This window comes from Saccharothrix obliqua (assembly GCF_019375475.1).
In the GTDB taxonomy this organism is placed as follows: Bacteria; Actinomycetota; Actinomycetes; order Mycobacteriales; family Pseudonocardiaceae; genus Actinosynnema; species Actinosynnema obliqua.
In genome coordinates this window covers 192,283-215,119 of the sequence record NZ_JAHXGQ010000011.1, presented here as the reverse complement: position 1 = coordinate 215,119, position 22,837 = coordinate 192,283, and the positions used below count along the sequence as shown (strand labels likewise).

Below are 22,837 nucleotides of genomic sequence, written 5' to 3'. Positions count from 1 at the left end.
GACCGTTGATCAAGGGTCAACACCTCAAGCCCGCTCGCCGTACCGGCGAGGCTGCGACGACCCTTCCACCACTTGCCCGGCGGGATCGATCGCGATCCGCACGAGCCGTGATTGTCGGATACCGCTGGTATATGTTGCGCGGCGAGTCGATGCCAGTGCGAGGAGGACGTCGGTGGTGGAGGTCGCTCTGCGGTCGGTGGAGGACTCCGACCTCGATGCCCTGTTCGACCAGATGCGCGACCCCGAGTCGGTCCGGATGGCCGCCTTCACCGCCAGGAACCCCAACGACCGCGAGGCGTTCGAGGCCCACATGGCCAAGTTGAGGACATCCAGCGACATCACCCTGCGTGCCGTGACCCGTGACGGGCACTTCGTCGGCACCATCTCCAGCTTCGTCATGGAGGGCGACACCGAGATCACCTACTGGATCGACCGATCGGTCTGGGGGCAGGGAATCGCCGGCCACGCCCTCACCCTGTTCCTCGACACGGTCGCGGTCCGGCCCTTGTACGCGCGCGCTGCGAGCGACAACCTCGGATCGCTCCGAGTCCTGGAAAAAGCGGGCTTCAGGGTCGTCGGCACCGAGTCCTCCTACGCCTCCGCCAGGGATGCCGAGATCCAGGAAACCATCCTCCGCCTCGACTGAACCCTCGGTGGCGGTTCGATGCGAACCTCCTTCGGCAGGGCGCGCCGTGCAACTCACTCGACCGCGACGACTCCGCGAACTTCTTCGGACCGCGCACCGGATCTCCGGACGAATGTAAAGCCGCAACCCTCGAAACCGACCACCACACGACCGCGGGGTACCAGCGTCACCGGATCAAGCTCGACACCCTCGACCGCGTCGAACGGTCCACCCGCAGAAACCAGTCGGACGAACACCACCAGGGACTCGCGATCATCCGCCGTGAGCCGAATCCAGCTGGACGTGGAGTACATCGAGTCGTCGATGTCGTAGCGGGGAAGGCGGTACTCGTCGTTCCAACGCCCCTCGTCCGCCTCGATGGGTCCGCGCACGCAGGCGTTGAACACGGCTTCGGCCATGTTCTCCCAATCGCGGTGCTGGTCCCCGTCACGCCAGCCCATCTTCAAGCGGTCGGCGATCGGGACCAGGGCGATCAACGCGTCGCGGAACGCACCGAGGAGGTCCGAAACCGATGAACGCAGCGTGTCGTCGTCCACGTCATTTACCCCACAGGCGCGGTGCCCGTTCCAGCGACTTCACTCGCACATCCATCGCGAACCAGCCCATCCGCCTCGCGCGGCTCCCAGGTGTTCTCCACGCTGCTACCGCTGAAGCTTCGACTCACTCGAACGTTTCGATAACCCGCGACGCGGTCCAGGCGAGCGCTGTCGACCGCGATCGTCCTGGCCTCGTCGACGGTCAGTTCCGTCGCGGGGACGGCATGGTCGGCGGAGCCTCTTGTGGTGGTGTGCTGCGCGGGACGGCGCGGCCACTGCGGCGATGATGTCATCGGCCAGGTCGGCGCCGCCCCGCGGGTGGGGTCAGGCCCGGTGGCCCCTGGCGCGGATCGGGCCTCGTCGAGCGGCGGGCACGGGGTGGTGGCGTGATCCCCGGGCCCTGCGTGACGGGGCGCGGCGTTGTCGGGCAGCGTCACGTCCGCCGCCGAACGACGGACCGTGACCGGGACCGTCGTCGGTGAACAGGCGCAGTCGGTCGCGGTCGCGGGTGCGCAGGTGGATGCGGTGGCGGGCGGGAGGCTGGGGCGTGCGGCCGGAACAGGTCAGGTGTCGGACATCGCGTGTGTCGACGATCCACAGCGCCTGGGTGTCGACAGCGGTCCGCTGACCCCCGACGGGCACGCTGGTGGTGCGCAGGGCTTCCATGGCTTCGGTGAACTCCAGTGCTCATGCGGGAGGCGGCCGGGGGCGCTTCGTGGCGCCGGGTCATCGCCTGGGGACCGGTGGCCGAGCGGCACGGTGAAGAGAGGCGGGGAGCTGGTCCAGCCCGCCTCCGGCACCGCACGTGTAGCCGGTCACTGCCGCATGTCGGCCATGATGTTCACCGGACGAACCGCGGTCAACGGGTTTTCGGGTGGCCCGGGGCCCCGACCCGGTCAACGTCAGGTCGAAGGGTCCGAGCTGCTTCCCGATCTGTTCCCACTCCGGTCGGCCATCGCGCTGATCGTGGGCTAGTCGAGGTGGTCCCAGTGGTGGTGCGAGATGAGCACGACGTCGATCGGCCCGATCTCGGTGAGGGCGGCGGGTAGCAGGGCTTGATGCCGGTCAGGCTCGACGAACCGCGAGGTCTCCATCCTCGCCAGCCGGACGCGCCGAACGGCGTGCTGCGCGCCCAGCGACGACGCCGTCGGCGCGGTCGGACGGGCTCGGGTGCGTCGGGAAGGTGGTCTTCATCGCCCGATTGTGGCGTCATCGCATTTACCTCGCCCGGTCGCCTTCCAGGAGCAACAGGAACGATCTTCCGGGCCGCTCGACCACCACGTCAACAACTCAGGGTGACCCCTGCCGGTGTCTGTTTCACCGGGTCGCCCTCACCATTCCGCGCTACGAGAAAGACAGCATCGGTCTGCTCGACTTCGACGCCGACGGCAGGATCATCCGCTACACCGAGTGGTTCAGCCCGCTGGGTTCCTCGGACAGCTTCGGGGTCACGTGCTGAGGGGACGACGAGGCGAACCGCACCCGGTCCGCGATGGTGCCCGCCGAGTCGGACTGCCACCCATGCAGGAACACCGCCGCGACCAGCACGCCCGCGAGTGTCACTGGCTTGCAGGCGGCGCGGCTGAGTGCCCTGCGCGTGAGCGAACAGGGGCTGGGGTGCATGGGCATGAGCGCGTACTACGGCTCGCGCGCTGGACCTGGGCGTGACCTTCCTCGACACCGCCGACATCTACGGCCCGTACCTCGACGAGGAGCTGGTTGGCCGGGCGATCCGGGGCAGGCGCGACGAGGTCGTGCTGGCCACGAAGTTCGGTGCCGCCCCCGAGCCGCCGCATCCGAGGCGACGCCCCATGTCCGCCAGGCGTGCGACGCTGCGCCGCGCGCACGCCGTCCACCCGATCGCGGCGGTGCAGAACGAGTGGTCGCTGTGGTCACGGGACATCGAGCGCGAGGTCGTGCCGACGTGCCGCGAGCTGAGCGTCGGCGTGGTGCCGTACTCGCCGCTCGGCCGCGGTTTCCTCACCGGGCGCTACCGGTCTGGCTGGCCGCCCTACACGGCGACACCGCCACCGACCGTCCGCGCATCAACCCCGACATGCACTTCCACGACCCGCGCGACACCCACAAATCTGGCTCATCGAAGACGGCGTCCCCGAAGTCCTCCAGCACAAACGCATCGGCCACGAGTTCCACGGCGTCATGGGCGTCTACTCCACGTCACCCGACCCATGATCGACACCATGGTCACCGCACTCCAACACCGCTGGGAGCAAGCAGGGAGCACAACACCATGACCACCTTCGTAAATAGAAGTGTGGCCAAGATCATCCGCTCCCGAATTGCTCCCCACAACGATCAGCGGCCCGCAGACGATGTCCGTCTACGAGCCGCTGACCTGGAATAACACACTGTGGGCGATACAGGGATCGAACCTGTGACCTCTTCGGTGTGAACGAAGCGCTCTCCCGCTGAGCTAATCGCCCGTATTCAGTTCTCTTTCCGCCGCTCTCGCGGTGTGTCCATACCTTACAACATCAACCCCGGGATCCAAAAATCGGGCTCCCCAGCCAGGGCCACTCCAGCCCGAACCAGCCCCCGACCAGCGCGAACGCCCCGAGCAGCCAGCAGGTCGCGGCGACCACCAGGGCGGTCGCGGAGAGGACCAGGGCCTTCACCAGGACGTTCTGCCGCTTGAGCCACGCCACCCAGGCGTCGTAGTAGCGCTTGGCGAACCGCAGCAGCCGGCCCGCCCACGCGAACTCGGTCGCCAGGATCGCCAGGCCGGCGAAGACGACCAGCCAACCCGGCCCGGGGTACGGGATCATCAGGATGCCGCCGAGCAGCACCAACCCGCCCACCACGCCGACACCGACGCGGTAGGTCAGGTTCAGGGCCGGGTTGCGGCGGAACCGGTGGCGGAGGCCGGTGGGTTCGACTGCCTCTTCGCGCTGCTCCGCGGTCATGTCCCCCATCATCTCTCATGACGCGCCCACATGGCCCTGACGATCTCAACCTGCTCCGTGCTGCTGACGTCGCCAGCGACACGGCTTCCGGGGTGCCCACGGGACGTAAGCGCAAATCGATCACGGCCACCTCTTCGGTGGCCCGAACCGTTCAACGGCACTGCCCGCAGCCGAACAGGTGGGCGCTCAACCCACCGCGCGACGGAGTGGGAGGGCCAGGCGTACAGGACCCCGGGGCGAGCGCGTCAGCCGTCGGAGATGTCCTCGCGTCCAACATTCGCGCAACGGCGGGTACCGGGTGCAGGTCGAACCCAGCAAGATGTGGTGCGGCCCGGATCTGGCGGACACGCAACGCGACGAGGTGGTAGCCCAGTGGAGTTTCGCGGCCCCGATCGGGTGATAATCCACCCGGTGTCGAGCGTTCCTCGCCACATACCCGTCACAACTGGCGAACTCGGTCGTTTCCTGGACCGGAAGGGAGAAGAGGGTAACGACGATGCGCAATGACCACGTGACGCTCCGCTCAACAGCGGTCTTCGACCTGCTGGCACCCAGGACGCCTGCCGTCCCGGTGCAGGTGGAGCTTCGTTATGACACGAAAGACCCGTACGCGGTGGTGGCCGCCTTCCGCACCGGCCGGGCCGGCTGGGTCGAGTGGGTGTTCGCCCGCGACCTGCTCGCCGACGGCCTGATCGCCGACGCCGGCGACGGCGACGTCCGGATCCGCCCCGCGGCCGACGACCCGGAGGTCGTCGTGATCGAACTCAGCTCGCCGTCCGGGCACGCCATGTTCGAGGCGTCGGCCCAGGAGCTGGCGGACTTCCTCGACCGCACGTACGACGTCGTGGTGCCCGGCAACGAGCACCTGTGGGTGGACGTGGACGAGGCGTTGACCCACCTGATCTCCAACGACCTGACCTGAAAGCCCAGGTAGCGGGCCTGCCGGGGGTCGTGGGGACCCCCGATTTGATCCCGCGGTGGGTGATGTAATAAAGTTCCTCTCGCACCGGGGAAGACCGGAACGCCCCGGCCCCAAAAGGGCCGATAAGTTCCGGAAATCCACGGGGTATGCGGATGTAGCGCAGTTGGTAGCGCATCACCTTGCCAAGGTGAGGGTCGCGAGTTCGAGTCTCGTCATCCGCTCGGCAGGGGGCCCCTTGGGCTCAGGCCAGCTTCCTGGTGCTAGCCTTCAGGAAACCGGCGGAGTGGCCGAGTGGCTTAGGCAAGGGCCTGCAAAGCCCTGTACACGGGTTCGATTCCCGTCTCCGCCTCGGACGATTAGCTCAGCGGGAGAGCACTACCTTGACACGGTAGGGGTCACTGGTTCAATCCCAGTATCGTCCACCACCGAAGTACGCAGGTCAGAAGCCCGGTCCTCGATCTTGAGGCCGGGCTTTCTGCTTGTTGAACAAGATCAGCGGAGAGGATCCGGGGACATCTCCGAGACTCTGCCGTCTCGGAAGACGCTTACCGCGTCCCTTGCATGGCGCTCGTCACATGGCGGTAGATCCGCGCGATGCCCTTCATCCGGTGCTCCAACTGGACCCGCCGGGCCTTCCCGGAGGATTCCCGAGCACTCGGATCGTCGGGCTTGCCCCCGCCCACACCCGTCGCCAGAACCGTTGAGGGGTTCGACCGCCTCAACAACGCGCAGTCGGGACTGTGAAACGAGCTGGCGTGGAGCGGCGTCTCGTAGGAGTCCGCGATGCTCGTCGGCCGTTCGTGTGGACCCTCGGCGAGGTCGGCGCATTGGTCCGGTGTGCGCGCCATCCCTGCTGCTCGACGGGGATCCGGAGTTCGAAGAGGGCGACGGGCATGGCGGTGGGTTTGCCGGGTGAGGTGACCGCCCACGTCGCCGGCGGGAGCACTACCGGCGGATGCGGGAACGACTGGTCGAGGAGCTGGGCACCCGGCCCCGCCTCCAGGACCTGTACCGGCGCACCCTCAACTCCGACCTGGCCACCATGTCCACACCAAGAGCTGCCGCCGCGGCACCGGCGGTTCCGCGTCAACTGCCTGCCCCGCCCAGGCTGTTCACCGGCCGCGCCGAACAACTCGCGGCGCTGACCACCGCCCTGGCCTCCGCGACGACCGAAGACGCCACAACGGTGGTCATCCCGGTGCCGGCCGGGACCGGAGGGCCACCGCTCGCCTTGTCGATCATCGCCCGCACCGTTGACGCACGTGGCCCTGGACGCCGCTACCTGCCTGCCCGGCCCCGCCACCCGCAGCCGCAACCCACCGGTTCCGACGATCACCGCAAACGTGGGAACCACCAGCGGTTGACCCGCTCGTTGGAGCGGTTGGCGGCCCGCCACCGCACGAGGGCGTTCTCGGCAGCGAAGAGGCAGCGGGTCGGTGGCGCTGGTCGCGTCGCCATCGGAGACCACAGCCTCAGCCGGTCTCACTCGCTCTCCCCGAATCGACCGCCGAACAACGAGAATCGACCATGGTCCCGAAGCCGCCGCGGCACACCCACGCCCGACACCTCGGGTTCACCGCGGACCCGGCCGGGGTGGAGGGGGTCAGCCGACGAGGTTGAGGGTGAAGTCCTCGTTGTCACCGACGAAGAGTTCGCGGAAGCCCCGTGGTCGGCCGTCGGCTTCCGGTCGCCAGCACCGGTTGAAGGCCGTGTCCGGTACTCGGGCGACGTACGGCCCGTTCCACACCGCGCCGTTGGCAGCCTCGGCCAGGTAGAACCACATCGGGCTGTACTGGTTGACGTCGTTGGCGTAGACCAGGGCCTGGCCGCCGGGGTCGATGCCCCACCACCCGATGATGTGCGGGCCGGTGTTGTCGGGGCACGAGTCGTCGGAGAAGCCGATCGCGACGTAGACGCGCGAGCTGTACCTGTTGCGGATGGTCAGGCCCATGCCGCTCGTCCCTCCGGGGTGTCGGTCTCCACGACTCCGGGTGAGTGCGAGGTCTCGCCGTGGGAACGGCCCGGGGCGGGAGCCGTCGCTCCGTCGCCGTGGGTGCGCGCGGGTTCGTCGCCCAGTGCTCCGGGCGGGGTGACGATCGGGTCCGGGAGTTCGACGCCGTCCGATTCGTCCGGGCCGGTGTTCGCCATCGGGGACTCCCAACGTCGGCATCGCGTTCACACTGACCGTCGACCATTACACGCGGTGTGTTACCTCACGTTGGTGGGCCGGGCAGGAACTGCACCCGCACGGACCCGTCGTAGGGCTTGACGACGGTCGCGGCGCGGCCGGACCAGGTGGCCGGGACGAGGTACAGCCGGCCGCCGGCTTCGGTGAGCAGGTGCAGGCCCCGGTAGCGGTACTTGAACTTCTGCCCGTCCGCAGCGGGCAGCACGGTCTCGGTCACGCCGGGAACCGCGAGGTACAGCCGTTCCTCGGTGTCGAGGACCACACCGGGGCGGGTCACCAGTTCGGAGGCCGTGTCGACGGCCCGTCCCCGCCCGTAGGCGCCCGCGAACGCGTTGGTCGCCCAGAACAGGCCCAGCACGACCGATCCGGCCAGTGCGGCACGCACCACGCCCTGCCCACGTCTCCGGCGGCGCCGTCCGGGTGGGCTGATCGAACGGAGCAGCCACACGCCGTAGGCCACGAGCGGAAGGCCGAACCCGAACGTGATCGGTGTGGTGCCGGGGAACTCGTAGCGGGCCATGGCCGGCCACAGCACACCGACCACACCCCTGGCGAACGACGCCGCACCGGCCACCGCGACGACGACGGCCAGGACTCGGGCGATCGCGGGGTGCTTCCCGCTCATGGCACGGCTCAGACCTCGATGGGCGGCCCACCCGGTGACGGTCACCACGACCAGCCCGGCGAGGGGCGGGAACAACACCTCGGTCCCCAGTAGCAGCATCTCGGCGGTGGTCAGGTCCAACACCGTGAGATCGATGCCGAAGTGCTGATAGCGGGCGTAGGTCGCGACGTAGCCGAAGTAGAACAACAGGGCCGTGAGCACCGTGGTCGGCGCGGCGATCCCGGCGAAGGTCTCCAACCGGCGCGTCAGCGTGCTCGACTCCTGCCTGCCGGCGCGCTCCGGTCGCCTCACCTGCTCGTCCTGCTGGCCGGCGGCGACGTCGGCGAAGGCGGGGACGACGCTACCGGGCAGGTGCCGTCGGGGGTTTTGTCAGCCGCGCGGCACGGCAGGCTGCGAACGGTGAGCGTCCTGCTCCAGGTGAACGACACGAGGACCGGGTTCGCACGGGTCGGCGACGCCTTGCCGCGCAGACCCGAGCAGGGCACCCCGTCCAGGGACGGGCACCGTGCCTCGGCGGTGAAGGTCAAGGGAACCTCGACTTCGCGCACCTCGGAATGAACGGCGCGCTGGGACACCGTGCAGCCCACCGGGTTGCTGTCGCCGGACGGTGGAAGCGTGCGACCGCGGCACCCCTGCGACCACGTCCCGGCAGCCCCGTTGTCAACGCAGTGCTTCGGCGACTGGTCAAGAGTGATGTGCTTGCTGTTCAGCGCGACATCCACGACGGTGAACGGGATGTTCGACGTCACCACGGACGACGGGTTGAACCAGTAGCTGCACAGCTCCTGGGTCGGTCGGTCCTCGGCGAGTTCGAAGAGGGGCCAGTTCGTCGAGTCCGGCCGTCCGTCGAGCCGGGGTCCGCCGATGCGGATCGGCCCGCTGGGCGGGGTGTCCGTGACGACCTCCGTGCTCGGCACGGCGGTGGGCTCGGGGTTGGGCGTGGTGTAGGTCGTCGGTTCCGGCGGTGTGCTCGTGATCTGCTCGGGTTGGGCAGGTGCCCCGCAAGCGCACACCAACACCAGTGCTGCCAACCCGACGATGCCCGTGGTACGCGCCACACGACTCGACATGTCCATGTAGTCGCCGATTGCATACTGATCGTAACGACGCGGCCTTCGAGGAACATCGGTACAAGAACCGATTGCCGGTTGATCAGGCCACGGCCTGGCGCGGGCATCCGTTGCCCCGCAGGGGACTGCGTGGACACGATGCGCACCAGCCGACTGTCGGCCCGTTCTTCGAGCCGAGTCGGCGTGGTGCCCGCGGTGGGTGCGATCTCGCCGGCTCGCTGGATGTGATCAGGCAGCGACGAAGATGCGCATGCGGAACCGTTCCATCCGGTCGGGTCGTGGGCTGCTCATGCGGCCTCGGCCTGGAGGGCGGGACCGAGGAGGAGTCCGCCGTCGATGACGTACTCCGACCCCGTGATGAACGACGCCTCTGATGAGGTGAGGAACAGGAGGAGCCGGGTGACGTCGGTCGGCTCTCCGAGTCGGGGGATGGCGAACGGCTCGGGTGAGTAGAAGTCGGCGATCGCCGCGGTGGCGCCGGCTGCCGGTTCTTGGATGAAGGGGGTCGCGATCACGCCGGGGTGGATGGTGTTCACGCGGATGTGGTCCCGGCCGAGTTCGAGCGCTGCCGTTCGGGTAAGACCGCGCACGGCCCACTTGCTGGCGACGTACGGCGCGTAGTGCGCCGTGCCGCCCATGCCCACCGTCGAGGCGATGTTGACGATGGCTCCCCCTGTTGCGCGGCGCAGAGCGGGGGCGGCGACCTTGATGCCGAGGAAGGTGCCGGTGAGGTTGACGTCGAGGATGCGCGACCACGTGGCCTGGTCCGTGTTCTCGATCGGTGCCGGCGGGTTCTGGACGCCCGCGTTGTTGACGAGCACGTTCAGGGTGCCGAAAGTGCTCTCGGCGGATAGCACGGCGGCGGACCACGAACTCTCGCTGGTGACGTCGAGGTGGGTGAAGTGGGCACGGGTCCCCAGTTCGTCGGCGAGGGCGGCGCCGCGTTCGGTGTCGATGTCGCCGATCACCACGTTCGCCCCCTCCGCGTGGAAGGCGCGCACGTGGCTCGATCCCTGGCCACCGGTCCCACCGGTCACGAGCACGGTCTGGTTGTCGAAGCGGTTCATCGGAGGTTCCTTCGGTACGTGGGTGGCCGGGCGGCGGTGAACGGCCGGCCGATGGTGAGCCGAGTGACTCGCCTCGAGACTAGGGTGACGGCAGAGGTGAGTCAAGCCACTCACCTCGTATACTCGGTCCATGAGCAGCGTCGCACCGACGTACCACCAGCGCGTCGCACAGGAGAAGCGCGCGCTGATCGTGACGGCCGCGACCGCGCTGTTCCTGGAGTTGGGCTACGACCGGACGTCGCTGGCGCGGATCGCGGAGCGCTCGGGTGTCTCGCGGGCCACCTTGTTCAAGCAGTTCCCGACCAAGGCCGCCCTGTTCGACGCCATCGTCACCGAGTCCTGGTCAACCGCTGACGAGGAGGGCCTTCCGCCGGCGGGCAACGTCGTTGACGGGCTCAGCGCCATCGGTCGCCGTTACGCCGAGCTGTTGAGCCGACCCCGGATGACCGACCTGTTCCGGATCGTCATCGCCGAGCTGCCGCGGTTCCCGGAGTTGGCCCATGCGCAGTTCTCGCGCGGGAAGATGCCCTACTTCGAGTCCGTGCGCAGCTACCTCCTGGCTGAGCAAGAGGCGGGAACGGTGCGGGTCGAGGACGTGGACCTCGCCGCCACCCAGTTCCTGGGCATGATCTCCAACTACGTCTTCTGGCCGACGCTCCTGGTGCCGGGCTGGGAGGTGAGCGCCGAACGCGTCGCCCAGGTGGTCGACGAGGCCGTCCGCACCACCGCCGCCCGGTACGGGACGTCCACCAGTGACTGAATCGCGCTGTCTTCCCCGGCAGTCGGCTCCGGCGGCGATGGTTGGCCGGCTCCGGGATGCGCTGGAAACGGGGTGCCGAGTCGGCGGGGGCCGCGCGGCCCCCGTCGACTTCGTTCACGGCCTCAACGCCGCAGCGTGCCCCGGTAGCCGACCGGCCCCTCGTTGGGGAACTGGGCGGTGCCCTCGAATCGCGTGCCGTCGTCGAAGAAGGTGACGCTGCCGTTGCCGGCGCGCGGGCTGCTCCAGGTGACCGTGGCGCCGGTCGGAGGCGCGCCGTTGGTGGGAACGACGTCTGCCCGGTTCCTGATGTGCACGGTCAGGTCCTGGTCCCGCTGCCAGCCCCCGCCGCCGGTGTGGATCTCGGTCTCGTAGACGGCCATGCAGTTGCTCCCTGTCCTCGTCATCGCCAACGGTGCACCACGGGCGAGTTACCGGACCGGCCCGCGGTCACCCTGGCCCTGCCCCTCCATCCTCTCGATCTCCCCACCGCCAATGCGAACATCGACCGCGCACACCATCCCTTCGTGTGGATCACCGCGCCGGCCCTTCCGTTCGCCACCGAAGGTCATGCACACGAACGAGCAATGACGCGGGACGCCGAGTCCGCCCGACCACGCGCGAGGCCACTGATTTTAGTCAGCACTGAAGTGATAGTGGTGACATCGTACTGAACGACGACGCGAATCCGCTCACCCGGATCACGTCACCCCGTCAGCGGGACCACTTCTGGCCCTTGCCGCCGCCGCAGTCGGCGACGTTAACCTTGCCGCTGCTGAAGCTGGACAAGCACTGTCCTACCTGGACGTTGCGGAAGGCCCTGGCGTTCCTCGGGCCGCTCCCCTTCCACTTCTGCGCGGCCTTGTTGTTGCACGCCTCCACCGCCAGCTTCCCCTTGCCGGGCGAAGCCAGGCACTGGTCGGTGTTGACGTTGCGGAAGATCCTGCCGTTCTCGGGGCCCGACGCCGTCCACTTCTGCCCGGCCCCGTTGTTGCACTTGGTGATCGACACGCTGCCGGGGCTGTAGCTGGCCAGGCACTGCCCGGTGCTGTTGTTGCGCAGCCGCCTGTTGTCGACCTCCGGATCGACGCCGTAGGCCACCGGGACGGACACCGAAACCGCGGCGACCACCGCCACGGCCACCGTGATCACCGACATGAACCCGCGCGCTGCTGTTCGAACCATCACGAACTCCCTGTCTCCGGGCGGTCGACACCCCGACGCGGGAGCGCACCGGTCGCGTCGGGGAAATCGAGTGCACGATCCCTCATCCGATGTCGCCACGCCGCACGTGACACAGAGGCTTCACCCTGCGGTGCGGCTACTTCACACCGGACGGTGAACACACGACGTGAGAAGCCCGCTAGGAACAGGTCGGCCGGTACGGGACGTCGCCGCTCGCCGACGCGGGGAGCCCGCCGTCCGAGGTGAACGCCAACGCGTACACGATGACGTCGGGCCCCGTAATGGCAGGGCGCAGCCGGGTCGGCGCATCGGGATCCGGCACGTCCCACAGTTGCACCGCCCCGTTGGCCAGGCCGACGGCAAGGGTTTACGCCGTCAGGACTGATCGCCACGGCGAAGACAAACCGATGTCCGGTTTCGGAGCGGGCCAGGGCGGTGGGCTCGCCGCTCACGTCCCACGGGCGGACGGTGCTGTCGTCACCGGAGGTCGCGAGGAGTTGGCTCCGAGGGCTGAACTGCACGTCCTCGACGTGTGCGCCACGAGGTCCCGCAGGTGAACCGCGCCACCCGCGTCCGCGATCGCGGCGGTCGTGCCGTCCGGGTGAACGCGATGGTCTGGACAGCGCCGGACGGGCACTGGTTCGGCACCGTCGCGGACGTTCTACAGCCAGAGCGCCTTGTCCCGGCCACTGGCGGCGAACGTGGTGCCATCGGTGCTGAACCCGACAGCACCGGTCGTCCGACCGCGGTAAGAAGTTCCCCGACCGGCCTTTTCTTGAGGTGCGCCGGTTTACCTGCGGCCAGCCGCCACACAGAGGTGCCGAGCGACCGTAAACCCGAAGCATCAACCGCCATCCGACGCCCACCACCACGAGCACGTGGCCCAGTGCCGCTGCGCACGACGTGCCCGATTGACCGGCGAAGCCGCGCGCTGCTTGGTGCCGGAGTCGGCCGGGTGTGGCGTGCCATCGGAAGGATCAGCGGAGGAGGCCGTGCTATCCCGTCCATCCGACGTTGGTCGACTTCATTAGTCGGCGGGATGAGCCGGGTGGTCGCTGGTGCCCGGTTCTTCCAGGCTGGGTGGCTCTCAGTCGGTCTGCTGCCTTGATGCCGGATCCGACTCCAACACGACCCCCGGCACGACTCCGGGCGGCGTCACGTGCGAGGGCTCTGGTTCGGGCTCCGGCCATGACTGCGGGGCCGGGCCGAACGCGTGCCGGGCGGCCCGGACGGCCAAGGCGGCGACGGTGGCGTTGGCGCCGCCGCCGATCACCGCACCGATGCCGAACGGGACCACCCTGCCGAGCACGATGATCCCCTGCTTGGTGCCGTACTTGGTGATGAAGTTCTTGCCCAGGACGCCGTTGATCTGGCGCAGCGTCTCCACGGACACCTTGCTGACGAGCTGGCGGCCCCAGTGCCGGCCGGTGCGCTCGGCGACCTTGCCGATGGTCGTGGAGCCGGACCGGCCGAGCAGGATACCCATGACCAGCGTGCGGCGGCGTTCGATCTCGTCCAGCCGGACCCCGTGGACCTCGGCGACCGAGAGCACGAACAGGGTGCTCAGTTCAAGCGAGGAAAAGGCTTCGCCCGCCGACAGCGCCAGCGCGATCCCGGTGCCGATGGCCGGTGCGGCCGCGGCACCCCCGACTGCGGCCCCCGTGCCGGCCAAGGCGCTGACGTACATCCGCTCCAGGGTGCGGATGACCTCCTCCGGTGTCGCATCCGGGTTGCGCTGGCGGGCCCGGGCGATGTTCTTGCGAACCAGCGGTGCCTGCAGCCCAATGGCTTTGTCCAGCAGGTCGAGGATCGGCTGTCCCCGTCCGCTCGATGCCGGGACCGGCTTGTCGAGGGCGTCAGAGTCCACACCAAGCTCCCTTGGGTTGTCACGTCCGCGCACCTGAGCGACCAGAACCAGTTCCAGCGCTTGGACAACAGGCGGAGACCTGCCGAAGAGTATGACGATCACACCTGCGGAGAGCCAGAACCTCGTTCCGAACCGAGGTAGGCCCCGTCCTGGCATTGGAAGCCGACGCTGTGGCGGGTATCGGGCACGTCGTAGCTGTTGGCGAAGGTGGTCGGCTGGCGGGGGTGGCAGGTCGCGGCGTTGCCACGGCTCGAAGGCCGGGGTGGGCATGACGACTTCGTGCGCAACGTTGGAGAGACAGGTAAACGTAGCCGAGGCGACCGATGGCTTGGTGCGGTTCGTACTTGCAGTTCCTTCGTAGGGGCGTTGCACAATCACGGCTGAAGCGAGTGCGGTCCGATACCGCCATGGGTCGGTGTCGTCGGTCGCACCCGGAGCGCCACGGTGAGCAGAGGTTTGACCACCGTGCTGGCCCGACCTCGGGCGGCGCAACCCGCGGCCCCGCGCCCACGGCGGGAGTACGCCGCTGCCGTCCCCACCTGACGTCATGGGTGACCGCGTGGCGGCTGGTAGGGAACACCTCGATCAGTCTGCGGCCATGCGGACCACTGCTCTGCTCGGCATGGGCAACTCGCCGCTGCCGACCCGTGGCGGACTCCACGCCGAAGTCGACGGGAGAGCAACGGGTCGATCACGACCCTGGGCATGGCACCACGTTGGCCACCACGACGCTTCGACGGACCAGCAACCCTGGACGCCGGTGTTGTCGGATACCGACGCCTTCCCTGCACCCACTCGTCGCCCACCCCGCCAAGCAACGGCATTGATGACTCGTAACGAGACCAAGGTGAACCGAATGAAAACCTCCCCACCCCGATGTAATGTCGCAGGTCAACAAGAGTCTTCCCCGCGCCAGCGGGGATGGTCCCTTCTCGCCCATCGCCTTGCCCGCGCAGAACCCGTCTTCCCCGCGCCAGCGGGGATGGTCCGTTCGTGACCCAGCCCGGTACGAGTACCCATCCGTCTTCCCGCGCCAGCGGGGATGGGCCCCAGGTGGCCCACCGGTGGACGGCGGCGTTCGCCGTCTTCCCCGCGCCAGCGGGGATGGTCCGGTCGCCCGGTCGAACCGGGCGTTGTCCAACACGTCTTCCCCGCGCCAGCGGGGATGGTCCGTGTCGTCCCTGTGGAACGCGCCGCCCGTGCCGGTCTTCCCCGCGCCAGCGGGGATGGTCCCGATGCTGGAGCCCGGCCGGGTGGTGCTGTCGCGTCTTCCCGCGCCAGCGGGAATGGTCCGCTCTACGTCCGCAAGATCGGCGCGGTCGCTCAGTCTTCCCCGCGCCAGCGGGGATGGTCCCCGCGGGTAGCGGACCTGACGCCACAGGTTCAGGTCTTCCAGCGCCAGCAGGGTGGTTTCAGCTCTGCTTCCACCTCGCGGCTACCGCCATATCGGTGTGACGCGCGACGATCGTCGCAGCCGCCTCCGCCGCCACGCTAAACGGCCTCACCAACGGCGGACGCGGGTGTGGCGGACGCGATCAAGGCCGGCGGCCGGCGTCGCGATCGCCAGGGCGATGATCCGGGACTTTTCCATGCGAGCCGCTCCCAGGAATGGTTCACACGAGTCCTTCTCCCCCAGGAGGTCGGGATCGATTCCACAACGCGACAACACATGCGCCTTAGCGATGAGCGCACTGCTCTACGCATTCAGCGTCTACCGCCTTTCAGCACGGCGTGGGACCCTCGCCTCGGGCGGAGCGGGATCGGGGAAGTTATGCGGAACGTGTTCGACAGCGCTGTAGTGCCTGGTCACGAGCGGGTGGAAGCCTGGCGGCACGTCACCGGGGCCGCATTGGTGGCCACGGAACTCCACATACCGGAGCCATCCGCGTTCACCGCTCGACTCGACGCCATGTCATTGGGAATAGCGCAAGTCTCGGCGGTTTCGTACGCGTCGCTTTCCTCTCGCCGGACGCCCAGGCTGATTCGGCGGTCGGACCCGGAGCAGTACCAGGTCGGCCTCATCCGCACCGGTCGGCAGGGGATCGAGCAGAACCGCACGCGCGATCTCATACACCCCGGCGAGTTGGTGGTGTACGACAGTTCGCGCCCCCTCGACGCGTTCGTCGACAGCACGCCCCCGGCGGCCGAGTCGGTGATCTTGCAGTTGCCCAAGCGCCTGCTGCCGTTACCGGAGGCGCGAGTAGCCCGACTGCTCGCGGTTCCCCTGTCGGCGACGAGCGGCATCTGCCGCCTGCTCACCCAATTCCTGGTCACGCTGGCCGACAGGGCCGACTGGACCGAACGCGACGCGCTCCGCCTGGGGCACACCGCGGTCGACCTGACGAGCGCCGTGCTGGCGCACTACCTCGATGACGACACCCCGCCGCCGATCTCCCCGACGCACGTGCTGTACCTGCGCATCACGTCGTTCATCGACCAGAACCTGCACGAACCGGACCTCGGACCCGCGGCCATCGCCGCGGTCCACCACATCTCCGTGCGCTATCTGCACCGGATTTTCCAGCAGCACCACGACACCGGTGTCAGCGCGTACATCCGAACTCGCCGCCTCGACCGCTGCCGGCGCGACCTCGCCGACCCGAACCTACGACACCTGACCATCTCCGCCATCGCCACGCACTGGGGCTTCGCACGCGCCGCCGAGTTCAGCCGCACCTTCCGCCGCGAGACAGGTGTATCGCCCAGCAGTTACCGCATCGCGAGTCATGTGCGGAGCCTTGACACCGACTGAAGCGGGACAAGCACGTGGCGCAGGTTGACCTCGACGGCGGTCGTGCTGGTGCTCGACCGGGCGCCGCACATCCGAGCACGCGCCGGTCGCGCGGACGTGTTCTTCCTCTCCTTGACCTGCGCGCACAACCGGAGTCCGCTCCGGATGCGCTGGTCCGGACCCCGGCGGACACTGTCCACAGCGGAATGCCGGAATTCACCCGGTGTCGAAAAAGTGGGTACGATCAAGCTGGTGAAGATCCTCTTTTCGAGCCTCGGCTCGCACGGGCACACCTACCCGTTACTCCCGCTCGCGATCGCGGCGCGGGAGCGGGGGGACGACGTCGTCTTCGGGACCTCCGCCGACTTCGCCCCCGCCGTCGAACGGCACGGCATCCGGCACTTCACCACCGGGCTCGCCATCCGCCAGGCGTTCATCGAGACGCTCGGCGGCGATCCCGACACGACGCCCACCGACGTGACGCCGGACGTCATCGTCGAGCTGTTCGGCACGGTTCTCCCCCGCCGCATCTACGACGACACCACCGCGTTGCTCGCCGACTGGCGGCCGGACCTGGTGGTGCACGAGATCGGCGCCCCGGGCGCGGGTATCGCCGCGCGCGTGGCCGGCATCCCCGCGCTGTGCCACGGCTTCGGCCGGATGTGGGAGCCCGAGCACATGCCGATCGACCCCACGGCGAAGCTGCCGCTGGCGGAGGAGCTGGGGATCGAGCTGCCCGCGTCGAACCCCGCCGGCCTGGGCAACCCGTTCATCGACGTGTGCCCGCCTTCGGTGCAGAACAAGCAGTTCCTGGCCGAGCACGACACGATCCCGCTGCGGCCGGTGCCGTTCTCCGAGCCGGGCGAGTTGCCGTCCTGGGTGACGGCGCACGAGCAGCCGCTGATCTACCTCACCCTGGGCACCGCGTTCGGTGACGCGCGCGTGCTGCGGGCGGCCATCGACGGTCTCGCGACCGTGAAGGGCGCGCGGGTGCTCGTGGCCGCCGGGCCGTCCGTGGAGGTGGACGCGCTGGCGGGCGTGCCGGAGAACGTCACCGTGCTGCCGTGGGTGCCGCAGGCCGAGCTGATGCCGCACGTGGACCTGTTGGTGCACCACGGCGGCAGTGGCACGACCATGGGCGGGTTCGGCGTGGGTGTGCCGCAACTCGTCCTGCCGCAGGGGGCGGACCAGTACAGCAACGCCGCCGTGGTGGCCGAGCACGGCCTGGGCAGGCAGCTGCGGGGCGATGAGGTGACGGCCGGGACCGTGGCCGAGCAGGCACGTGCGCTGCTGGCCGACGAGGAGGTCCGGGCCGCCGGCCGCGCCATGGCCGCCGAGGTCGCCGCCATGCCGTCGCCGGCCGACGTCGCCGCGCGCCTGTCCGACTACGCGGGCTGACCACCGGCGCACGCGGGCACGCCGTGCCCGCGTGCGTCAGGTCGCGTCGGCGGCGGCTTCGACCAGGGCGGGCACGGGCTGGTCCAGGTCCAGCACGACGCCGGGCTCGTCGGGTCCGAGCGGTTCCAGGTCGGCGTACTGGGAGTCGACCAGGGAGGCCGGCATGAAGTGGCCGCTGCGCCGGGCGACCCGCCGCCGGACCACCTCCGGGTCGCCCGCGAGGTGCACGAACCGGACACCGGGCGCGGCGGCGCGCAGCCCGTCCCGGAACACGCGCTTGAGCGCCGAGCAGGTCACCACGCCGCCGTCGGGGTGGGCGGCGAGCCAGTCGCCGATGGCGCGCAGCCACGGCGCGCGGTCGGTGTCGTCCAGCGGCACGCCGGCGGCCATCTTGGCGATGTTGGCAGGTGGGTGGAAGTCGTCGGCGTCGGCGAACGGCACGTCGAGCCGACGGGCGAGCGCCTTGCCCGTCGTGGTCTTGCCCGACCCCGACACGCCCATGACCACGATCGGCTGCGGCACCGCACGCTCCCTTCCTCGTGCCGCACAGCCTCGACCGTACGGCCGCGCGGGTCAATGACAGCCTGCTCACCTGGGAGTGGGGACTCCGCGACGTCGGCGGGCGGTGGTGCGGAAGTGGTGGTGCGGTCGGGGAGCGCCGGGGACGTCCCGGCGACCCTGCCCCGACGCAACGCGATTCGGAGATGACCATGCGTGACCTCACCCGCCGGCTGGTCGCCGGCCTGTCCGTCGTCTGCGCCGCGTCAGCGGCATGGGCGGTGCCGTCCGCCACCGCCACCGCCCAGGAGGAGCTGCGGTGGGCCGCTTTGGGCGACTCCTACACCGCCGGGGTGTTCATCGGCGCACCGACACCGCCGCTGGGCTCGGCGGACCGGGACGGGTGCGACCGCACCGCCAACTCCTACCCCGACCTGGTCAACCGGGAACTGGCCGAGTTCCCGCCGGGCAAGCCGGTGCGCCTGACCGACGTCGGCTGCGGTGGCGCGGAGATCCGCCACATCGCCAAGGACCGGCAGCGGCCGGTCAGCCCGGTCGACCCGCCTGCCGCCGGGTGGCCGGAGGTGGACACGCAGGTGAAGCGGGCCGGGCTCGACGGGGAGACCGACGTGGTCACCATCGGGGTGGGCGGCAACAGCCTGCCCTTCACCGGGATGCTCGCCACCTGCGTCCAGCACGGCTCGGCGCCCCGGACGTGCCAGGAGCACTACGAGAACCCGCCGGACGGCGAAGAGGGCATCGACGCCAAGCTGGCCCGCGTCCAGGACGAGTACATCGGGATGCTGGTGGAGGTCCACCAGGCCGCCCCGAAGGCGAAGGTGATCACCGTCGGCTACCCCGCCGTGCTGCCCGAGAACGCCGCGGACTGCACCCTCGGGGACTGGACGAAGCTGCTGACGATCCGGCACAGCGACGTCGACTGGCTGCGCGGCGTCCTCGACCGGCTCAACCAGACCATCAAGACGGTCACCGACTTCTTCGGGGACCGGTACGTCGACGTCCACTCCTCCAGCGTCGGCCACGACGCCTGCCAGGCGGCGGAGAGCAAGTGGGTCGAGGGCATCTGCGGCGACGCGGAGGACTTCTGGCCCACCGAGCTGACGATCCCCGGCGGGATGGCCGTCCCGTGCCCCGCGGGCAAGCACGCCACCCTGGTCCACCCCAACGCCCGCGGCCACGCCAACACCGCCCTGCACGTCGAACGCGCCATCCGCATCGCCCTGCTCGAATCCTGAAATGCCTCCGCCACCCCGTCGGGACGGCGGGGTGGCGGAGGCGTGAGGACGCTCACCGCGGCCATCGGATCGCGGGCCCCACCCCCGGCGGAGGCTCTGCCGGGATGCCCGCGCCGGCGCTAGAGCGTCAGGGTCCAGCTGTCGAGCGTGCCCGCGTCGGCCCGCGCCACGTCCCGCACGCTGAGCCGCCACGTGCCGTTGCGCGTTTCCGCCGCCAGGTCCGCCGTGTAGGTGGTGTCGATGTTGTCCGCGCTGTCCGCGCCGTTGGAGTTCTTCAGCCGGTACGGCGTGCCGTCCGGTGCGATCAGGTCGATCTCCACGTCACCGCGGTAGCTGTGCTTGACGTGCACCTCCACCTTGCTGGTCGCCGACGCGTTGCCGGTGCAGTCGGTGAACGTCACCGCGCTGGTCACGGCCGCACCCGCGTCGGGGATCGCCACGGCGGTCCCGTTGGTCTGCGGCGCGCACGTGACGGCGGTGACCGCCCAGCCGAACGTGGTGCTGCCCGCACCGCCCGCCGACGCGGTGGCCGTGACCGTCACCGAGTACGTGCCCGCCGTGGTGGCGGTGCCGGTGACCAGGCCGTTCGACGGACCGATCGACAGGCCGGGCGGCAACCCGGTCGCCGACCACGTGTACGGCGCGGTGCCGCCGGTCGCGGTGATCCGGAGGTTCGCCGCGCCACCGACGGGCGTGCTCTGCGTGCCGGGGTTCGTCACCGCGACCGCGCCCACCGCGTTCACCCGCAGCAGCCGGTTCGGGGTGCCGGCACCGGGGTTGGTGATCTTGCCCGGGGTCGCCGCCGCGGTGATCGCGCTGTGCACCTCCGCGGGCGTCTTCGCCGGGTTGTCCGCCAGGTACAACGCCACCGCGCCCGCCACGTGCGGCGAGGCCATGGAGGTGCCGCTCATCGTCGCCGAGCCGGTGTTGTTCGAGTACGACGCGGAAACGATGTTCTGGCCGGGTGCGAACAGGTCGCTGCACGTGCCGTAGCTGGAGAACGAGGCACGGGCGTCGGTGTTCGCCGACGCCGCGACGTTGATCGTCTCGGTGACCCGCTGCGGCGAATACTTGCAGGAGTCGTCGTTGAAGTTCCCGGCGGCCACGACGTACGTGATGCCCGCCCGGATGGACGCGCGCACGGCGTCGTCCAGCACGCGGCTGGGCTCGTTCGCCGTGCCGGTGTAGAGGCTCATGTTGGCGACGGCGGGCCGCACGGCGTTGGCGGTCACCCAGTCGACGCCCGCGGCTTCCGTGGACACCGAGCCGCTGCCCTGGCAGTTGAGCACCCGCACGGCGGTCAGCTTGACCCGCTTCGCGACGCCGAACGTGTCACCGCCGACCGTGCCGGACACGTGCGTGCCGTGGCCGTGGCAGTCCTTGCCGTCGCGGCCGTCGGAGAACGCGTCGAAGCCGGGCTTCGCGCGACCGCCGAAATCCGTGTGGCTGTAGTTGATGCCGGTGTCGATGACGTACGCGTTGACGGTCGCCGCGTCCGTCGAGTAGCTGTACTTCTGGTTCAGCGGCAGGGAGTCCTGGTCGATCCGGTCCAGTCCCCACGACGGCGGGTTGAGCTGGTCGGTCAGCAGCCCGACCGCGCGGTCCTGCTCGACGAACGCCACGGCGGGATCGGCGGCGAGGCGCTTGGCCTGCCGTGCCGACATGGTGGTGGAGAAGCCTTTCAGCGCCGCGCGGTAGGTGAAGCCCACCCGGCCGCCGTAGCGGCTCGCGAGCGCGTTCACCGCGTCGCCCACGGCGGCGCGGTCGAGCCCGTTGTCCTTCAGCACGACGATGTAGCTGTCGGGGAGCGCGTTCGGCGCGCCCTCCGCGACGATCGGCCCTTCCTGGGCCGCACCGGCGGTACCCGGTAACGCGATCACGGCGACCGCGGTGGCCGCGACCGCGCCCAGGGCGGCGAGCCGCCCCGTGGTTCGATGTCTCATCACTGCTCCTCGGTGCAGGGCCACCCGGCCGGCCTCGACGGCCGCGGTGCCGGGGCGGGGACGAGCGGTGTTCTGGCCGGGTCCGCCGGACCAGACAAGAGACTTCCGTACAGTTGCGGTCCGGTTCCATCGGCCGGGCTGTCCGGTTCCCGACAATGTCCGGGGTCCGCCGACACCCGTCGTCCGGCCCCTTGACGCGTCGCGGGCGCGGCCATACCTTCGCCGCACGTTCGCCTGCGAGGTGTTGATGTTCCTGTTGGAACCGGTCGGGTTGGGTCGGCGGGACAACGACGTCTACCTCGCCCTGATGGAGCTGCGCCGCGCCACGGCGGTGGAACTGGCCGAGCACGTGGGCGAATCGGCCGCCGACGTCCGCTCGTCGCTGGCGACGCTGGTCGCCTCGGGCCTGGTGCACCAGCTCGGCTACGCGCCCGCCACCTACCTGATCGTCGCGCCGGACGAGGCGCTGGCCGCGTTGATCCAGCGGCGGCGGGGTGACCTGGCCCGGATGCAGGTGCGGGCCGAGGAGCTGGCGCAGCGGTTGCGTGCCGGGCCGCCCCGGGCCGGGTCGCCGGTGGAGCTGGTGGAGGGCGAGGACGCGGTGATCGCGTCGGTCACCCGGCTCCAGGCGCAGGCCCGCAAGGAGGTGCTGGCGGTGGACGCCCCGCCGTACCTGGGCGGGCAGTGGAACCCGAACGACTTCGAGATCACGCAGCTCGCCGGCGGGGTGGAGTACCGGTTCGTGTATTCGGCCGACTCGTTGTCGACACCGCTGCACGTGGCCAACATGCGCCGCTGCGTGGAGGCGGGCGAGCAGGCGCGGCTGCTGCCGGACGCGTCCATGAAGATGCTGATCGTGGACCGGCACACGGCCCTGATGCCCGCGTCGTACCAGGAGCCGGACCCGGCGGTGCGGCTGCTGGTGCGCGAGTCCGCGTTGATCGACGTGCTGGTGTGCTGCTTCGAGGAGATGTGGGGCCGCGCCACGCCGGTGCTGCCGGAGCCCGCCGCCGAGCGGCCGGTGCTGTCCGCGCGTGACGGTGAGCTGCTGGCGCTGCTCGGGTCCGGGATGAAGGACCGGTCGATCGCGCGGGCGCTCGGCGTGACGGAGCGGACGGTCGGCCGCCGGGTCACCGAGCTGATGGCCGAGCTGGGCGCGCAGTCGCGGTTCCAGGCCGGGCTGCTGGCGGCGCGGAAGGGCTGGATCTAGGCCACGCGGCACGC

Annotated in this window: 22 protein-coding genes, 4 tRNA genes and 1 pseudogene; 11 read left to right on the top strand and 16 right to left on the bottom strand. The window is 69.6% G+C overall.

All coding sequences use genetic code 11. The annotated features are described in order from the left end of the window. Positions 1-172: 172 nt before the first annotated feature. Complete coding sequence (locus tag KZQ38_RS29525; protein WP_219446563.1) at positions 173-646, top strand: GNAT family N-acetyltransferase; 474 nt, start codon at positions 173-175, stop codon at positions 644-646. A gap of 53 nt (positions 647-699) precedes the next feature. On the opposite strand, the gene KZQ38_RS29520 is transcribed toward KZQ38_RS29525, so the two are convergent. The 3 genes from KZQ38_RS29520 to KZQ38_RS29515 all read right to left on the bottom strand — a co-directional run bounded on the left by KZQ38_RS29520 (position 700) and on the right by KZQ38_RS29515 (position 2,730). Then, on the bottom strand, positions 700-1,182 hold the full coding sequence (locus tag KZQ38_RS29520) for a hypothetical protein (protein WP_219446561.1): 483 nt from the start codon (positions 1,180-1,182) through the stop codon (positions 700-702). A 971-nt stretch (positions 1,183-2,153) separates the two neighbouring features. Then, complete coding sequence (locus KZQ38_RS36620) at positions 2,154-2,276, bottom strand: hypothetical protein (protein WP_257902508.1); 123 nt, start codon at positions 2,274-2,276, stop codon at positions 2,154-2,156. Between the two features lie 307 nt (positions 2,277-2,583). Beyond that, positions 2,584-2,730 (bottom strand): hypothetical protein, encoded by a 147-nt coding sequence (locus KZQ38_RS29515; protein ID WP_219446559.1) that lies wholly within the window; start codon positions 2,728-2,730, stop codon positions 2,584-2,586. Positions 2,731-2,803: 73 nt separating this feature from the next. On the opposite strand from KZQ38_RS29515, the pseudogene KZQ38_RS37625 reads away from it, so the two are divergent. Next, positions 2,804-3,437, top strand: a pseudogene (locus KZQ38_RS37625) (aldo/keto reductase). Positions 3,438-3,554: 117 nt separating this feature from the next. Here the strand turns inward: KZQ38_RS37625 and KZQ38_RS29505 are convergent. Continuing rightward, positions 3,555-3,626: transfer RNA gene (locus KZQ38_RS29505), tRNA-Val, on the bottom strand. Between the two features lie 51 nt (positions 3,627-3,677). Beyond that, positions 3,678-4,106, bottom strand: coding sequence for a TIGR02611 family protein (locus KZQ38_RS29500; RefSeq protein ID WP_219446557.1), 429 nt, complete (start codon positions 4,104-4,106; stop codon positions 3,678-3,680). 496 nt (positions 4,107-4,602) lie between these two features. Between KZQ38_RS29500 and KZQ38_RS29495 the strand changes: the two genes are divergently transcribed. From KZQ38_RS29495 to KZQ38_RS29480, 4 genes are all read left to right on the top strand, one after another. Then, positions 4,603-5,028 (top strand): SsgA family sporulation/cell division regulator, encoded by a 426-nt coding sequence (locus KZQ38_RS29495; protein ID WP_073893954.1) that lies wholly within the window; start codon positions 4,603-4,605, stop codon positions 5,026-5,028. Positions 5,029-5,176: 148 nt separating this feature from the next. After that, positions 5,177-5,249, top strand: a tRNA-Gly gene (locus tag KZQ38_RS29490). A gap of 56 nt (positions 5,250-5,305) precedes the next feature. After that, positions 5,306-5,377, top strand: a tRNA-Cys gene (locus tag KZQ38_RS29485). Between the two features lies 1 nt (position 5,378). Next, positions 5,379-5,453: transfer RNA gene (locus KZQ38_RS29480), tRNA-Val, on the top strand. A gap of 1,178 nt (positions 5,454-6,631) precedes the next feature. On the opposite strand, the gene KZQ38_RS29475 is transcribed toward KZQ38_RS29480, so the two are convergent. From KZQ38_RS29475 to KZQ38_RS29455, 5 genes are all read right to left on the bottom strand, one after another. Further along, a complete protein-coding gene (locus KZQ38_RS29475; protein WP_219446556.1) occupies positions 6,632-6,979 on the bottom strand; it encodes a DUF1036 domain-containing protein in 348 nt (115 codons plus the stop codon). Further along, positions 6,970-7,176, bottom strand: coding sequence for a hypothetical protein (locus KZQ38_RS29470; RefSeq protein ID WP_219446553.1), 207 nt, complete (start codon positions 7,174-7,176; stop codon positions 6,970-6,972). Before KZQ38_RS29470 ends, KZQ38_RS29475 begins: the two co-directional genes overlap by 10 nt. A gap of 65 nt (positions 7,177-7,241) precedes the next feature. Further along, positions 7,242-8,132: a hypothetical protein gene (locus KZQ38_RS29465; RefSeq protein ID WP_219446551.1), complete on the bottom strand. Its 891-nt coding sequence runs from the start codon at positions 8,130-8,132 to the stop codon at positions 7,242-7,244. Continuing rightward, complete coding sequence (locus KZQ38_RS29460; protein ID WP_219446545.1) at positions 8,129-8,911, bottom strand: hypothetical protein; 783 nt, start codon at positions 8,909-8,911, stop codon at positions 8,129-8,131. The genes KZQ38_RS29465 and KZQ38_RS29460 overlap by 4 nt, the downstream gene beginning before the upstream one ends. A 287-nt stretch (positions 8,912-9,198) precedes the next feature. Continuing rightward, the gene (locus KZQ38_RS29455) at positions 9,199-9,978 is read right to left on the bottom strand and encodes a glucose 1-dehydrogenase (protein WP_219446543.1); all 780 of its coding nucleotides are present in this window, start codon (positions 9,976-9,978) and stop codon (positions 9,199-9,201) included. A gap of 130 nt (positions 9,979-10,108) precedes the next feature. Between KZQ38_RS29455 and KZQ38_RS29450 the strand changes: the two genes are divergently transcribed. After that, the gene (locus tag KZQ38_RS29450) at positions 10,109-10,738 is read left to right on the top strand and encodes a TetR/AcrR family transcriptional regulator (RefSeq protein ID WP_219446541.1); all 630 of its coding nucleotides are present in this window, start codon (positions 10,109-10,111) and stop codon (positions 10,736-10,738) included. Positions 10,739-10,860: 122 nt separating this feature from the next. Here the strand turns inward: KZQ38_RS29450 and KZQ38_RS29445 are convergent, their stop codons facing one another. The 4 genes from KZQ38_RS29445 to KZQ38_RS29435 form a co-directional block, all read right to left on the bottom strand. Further along, entirely contained in the window at positions 10,861-11,118 is a 258-nt protein-coding gene (locus tag KZQ38_RS29445) for a hypothetical protein (protein ID WP_219446539.1), read from the bottom strand. 331 nt (positions 11,119-11,449) lie between these two features. Beyond that, positions 11,450-11,920: an RICIN domain-containing protein gene (locus tag KZQ38_RS29440; RefSeq protein WP_219446536.1), complete on the bottom strand. Its 471-nt coding sequence runs from the start codon at positions 11,918-11,920 to the stop codon at positions 11,450-11,452. Further along, complete coding sequence (locus KZQ38_RS37535) at positions 11,920-12,765, bottom strand: hypothetical protein (protein WP_372452302.1); 846 nt, start codon at positions 12,763-12,765, stop codon at positions 11,920-11,922. The genes KZQ38_RS29440 and KZQ38_RS37535 overlap by 1 nt, the downstream gene beginning before the upstream one ends. 242 nt (positions 12,766-13,007) lie before the next feature. Continuing rightward, positions 13,008-13,787: a hypothetical protein gene (locus KZQ38_RS29435; protein WP_219446534.1), complete on the bottom strand. Its 780-nt coding sequence runs from the start codon at positions 13,785-13,787 to the stop codon at positions 13,008-13,010. A 1,771-nt stretch (positions 13,788-15,558) separates the two neighbouring features. On the opposite strand from KZQ38_RS29435, the gene KZQ38_RS29430 reads away from it, so the two are divergent. Both KZQ38_RS29430 and KZQ38_RS29425 read left to right on the top strand, forming a co-directional pair. Beyond that, a complete protein-coding gene (locus tag KZQ38_RS29430; RefSeq protein ID WP_219446532.1) occupies positions 15,559-16,539 on the top strand; it encodes a helix-turn-helix domain-containing protein in 981 nt (326 codons plus the stop codon). 231 nt (positions 16,540-16,770) lie between these two features. Next, a complete protein-coding gene (locus KZQ38_RS29425) occupies positions 16,771-17,916 on the top strand; it encodes a glycosyltransferase (RefSeq protein WP_219446530.1) in 1,146 nt (381 codons plus the stop codon). A gap of 36 nt (positions 17,917-17,952) precedes the next feature. On the opposite strand, the gene KZQ38_RS29420 is transcribed toward KZQ38_RS29425, so the two are convergent. Beyond that, positions 17,953-18,438 carry a gluconokinase gene (locus KZQ38_RS29420; protein ID WP_308258651.1) on the bottom strand — a complete coding sequence of 162 codons (486 nt, stop codon included), beginning with the start codon at positions 18,436-18,438 and terminating at the stop codon, positions 17,953-17,955. Between the two features lie 188 nt (positions 18,439-18,626). On the opposite strand from KZQ38_RS29420, the gene KZQ38_RS29415 reads away from it, so the two are divergent. Next, complete coding sequence (locus tag KZQ38_RS29415) at positions 18,627-19,670, top strand: SGNH/GDSL hydrolase family protein (protein WP_219446528.1); 1,044 nt, start codon at positions 18,627-18,629, stop codon at positions 19,668-19,670. A gap of 119 nt (positions 19,671-19,789) precedes the next feature. On the opposite strand, the gene KZQ38_RS29410 is transcribed toward KZQ38_RS29415, so the two are convergent. Further along, entirely contained in the window at positions 19,790-21,613 is a 1,824-nt protein-coding gene (locus KZQ38_RS29410) for a S8 family peptidase (protein WP_219446526.1), read from the bottom strand. A 247-nt stretch (positions 21,614-21,860) separates the two neighbouring features. Here KZQ38_RS29410 and KZQ38_RS29405 point away from each other — a divergent pair, with 247 nt between their 5' ends. After that, complete coding sequence (locus KZQ38_RS29405) at positions 21,861-22,823, top strand: helix-turn-helix transcriptional regulator (RefSeq protein ID WP_219446524.1); 963 nt, start codon at positions 21,861-21,863, stop codon at positions 22,821-22,823. Positions 22,824-22,837: the final 14 nt, after the last annotated feature.

Excerpts from the sequence above, each read along its gene's own strand:
- KZQ38_RS29415 (WP_219446528.1), top strand. The coding sequence starts at position 18,627 with ATGCGTGACCTCACCCGCCGGCTGGTCGCCGGCCTGTCCGTCGTCTGC.
- KZQ38_RS36620 (WP_257902508.1), bottom strand. The coding sequence starts at position 2,276 with ATGGAGACCTCGCGGTTCGTCGAGCCTGACCGGCATCAAGCCCTGCTA.
- KZQ38_RS29495 (WP_073893954.1), top strand. The coding sequence starts at position 4,603 with ATGCGCAATGACCACGTGACGCTCCGCTCAACAGCGGTCTTCGACCTG.
- KZQ38_RS29450 (WP_219446541.1), top strand. The coding sequence starts at position 10,109 with ATGAGCAGCGTCGCACCGACGTACCACCAGCGCGTCGCACAGGAGAAG.
- KZQ38_RS29410 (WP_219446526.1), bottom strand. The coding sequence starts at position 21,613 with ATGAGACATCGAACCACGGGGCGGCTCGCCGCCCTGGGCGCGGTCGCG.
- KZQ38_RS29440 (WP_219446536.1), bottom strand. The coding sequence starts at position 11,920 with ATGGTTCGAACAGCAGCGCGCGGGTTCATGTCGGTGATCACGGTGGCC.
- KZQ38_RS29475 (WP_219446556.1), bottom strand. The coding sequence starts at position 6,979 with ATGGGCCTGACCATCCGCAACAGGTACAGCTCGCGCGTCTACGTCGCG.
- KZQ38_RS29470 (WP_219446553.1), bottom strand. The coding sequence starts at position 7,176 with ATGGCGAACACCGGCCCGGACGAATCGGACGGCGTCGAACTCCCGGAC.
- KZQ38_RS29460 (WP_219446545.1), bottom strand. The coding sequence starts at position 8,911 with ATGTCGAGTCGTGTGGCGCGTACCACGGGCATCGTCGGGTTGGCAGCA.
- KZQ38_RS37535 (WP_372452302.1), bottom strand. The coding sequence starts at position 12,765 with ATGCTTCGGGTTTACGGTCGCTCGGCACCTCTGTGTGGCGGCTGGCCG.
- KZQ38_RS29445 (WP_219446539.1), bottom strand. The coding sequence starts at position 11,118 with ATGGCCGTCTACGAGACCGAGATCCACACCGGCGGCGGGGGCTGGCAG.
- KZQ38_RS29430 (WP_219446532.1), top strand. The coding sequence starts at position 15,559 with ATGCGGAACGTGTTCGACAGCGCTGTAGTGCCTGGTCACGAGCGGGTG.
- KZQ38_RS29500 (WP_219446557.1), bottom strand. The coding sequence starts at position 4,106 with ATGACCGCGGAGCAGCGCGAAGAGGCAGTCGAACCCACCGGCCTCCGC.
- KZQ38_RS29405 (WP_219446524.1), top strand. The coding sequence starts at position 21,861 with ATGTTCCTGTTGGAACCGGTCGGGTTGGGTCGGCGGGACAACGACGTC.
- KZQ38_RS29455 (WP_219446543.1), bottom strand. The coding sequence starts at position 9,978 with ATGAACCGCTTCGACAACCAGACCGTGCTCGTGACCGGTGGGACCGGT.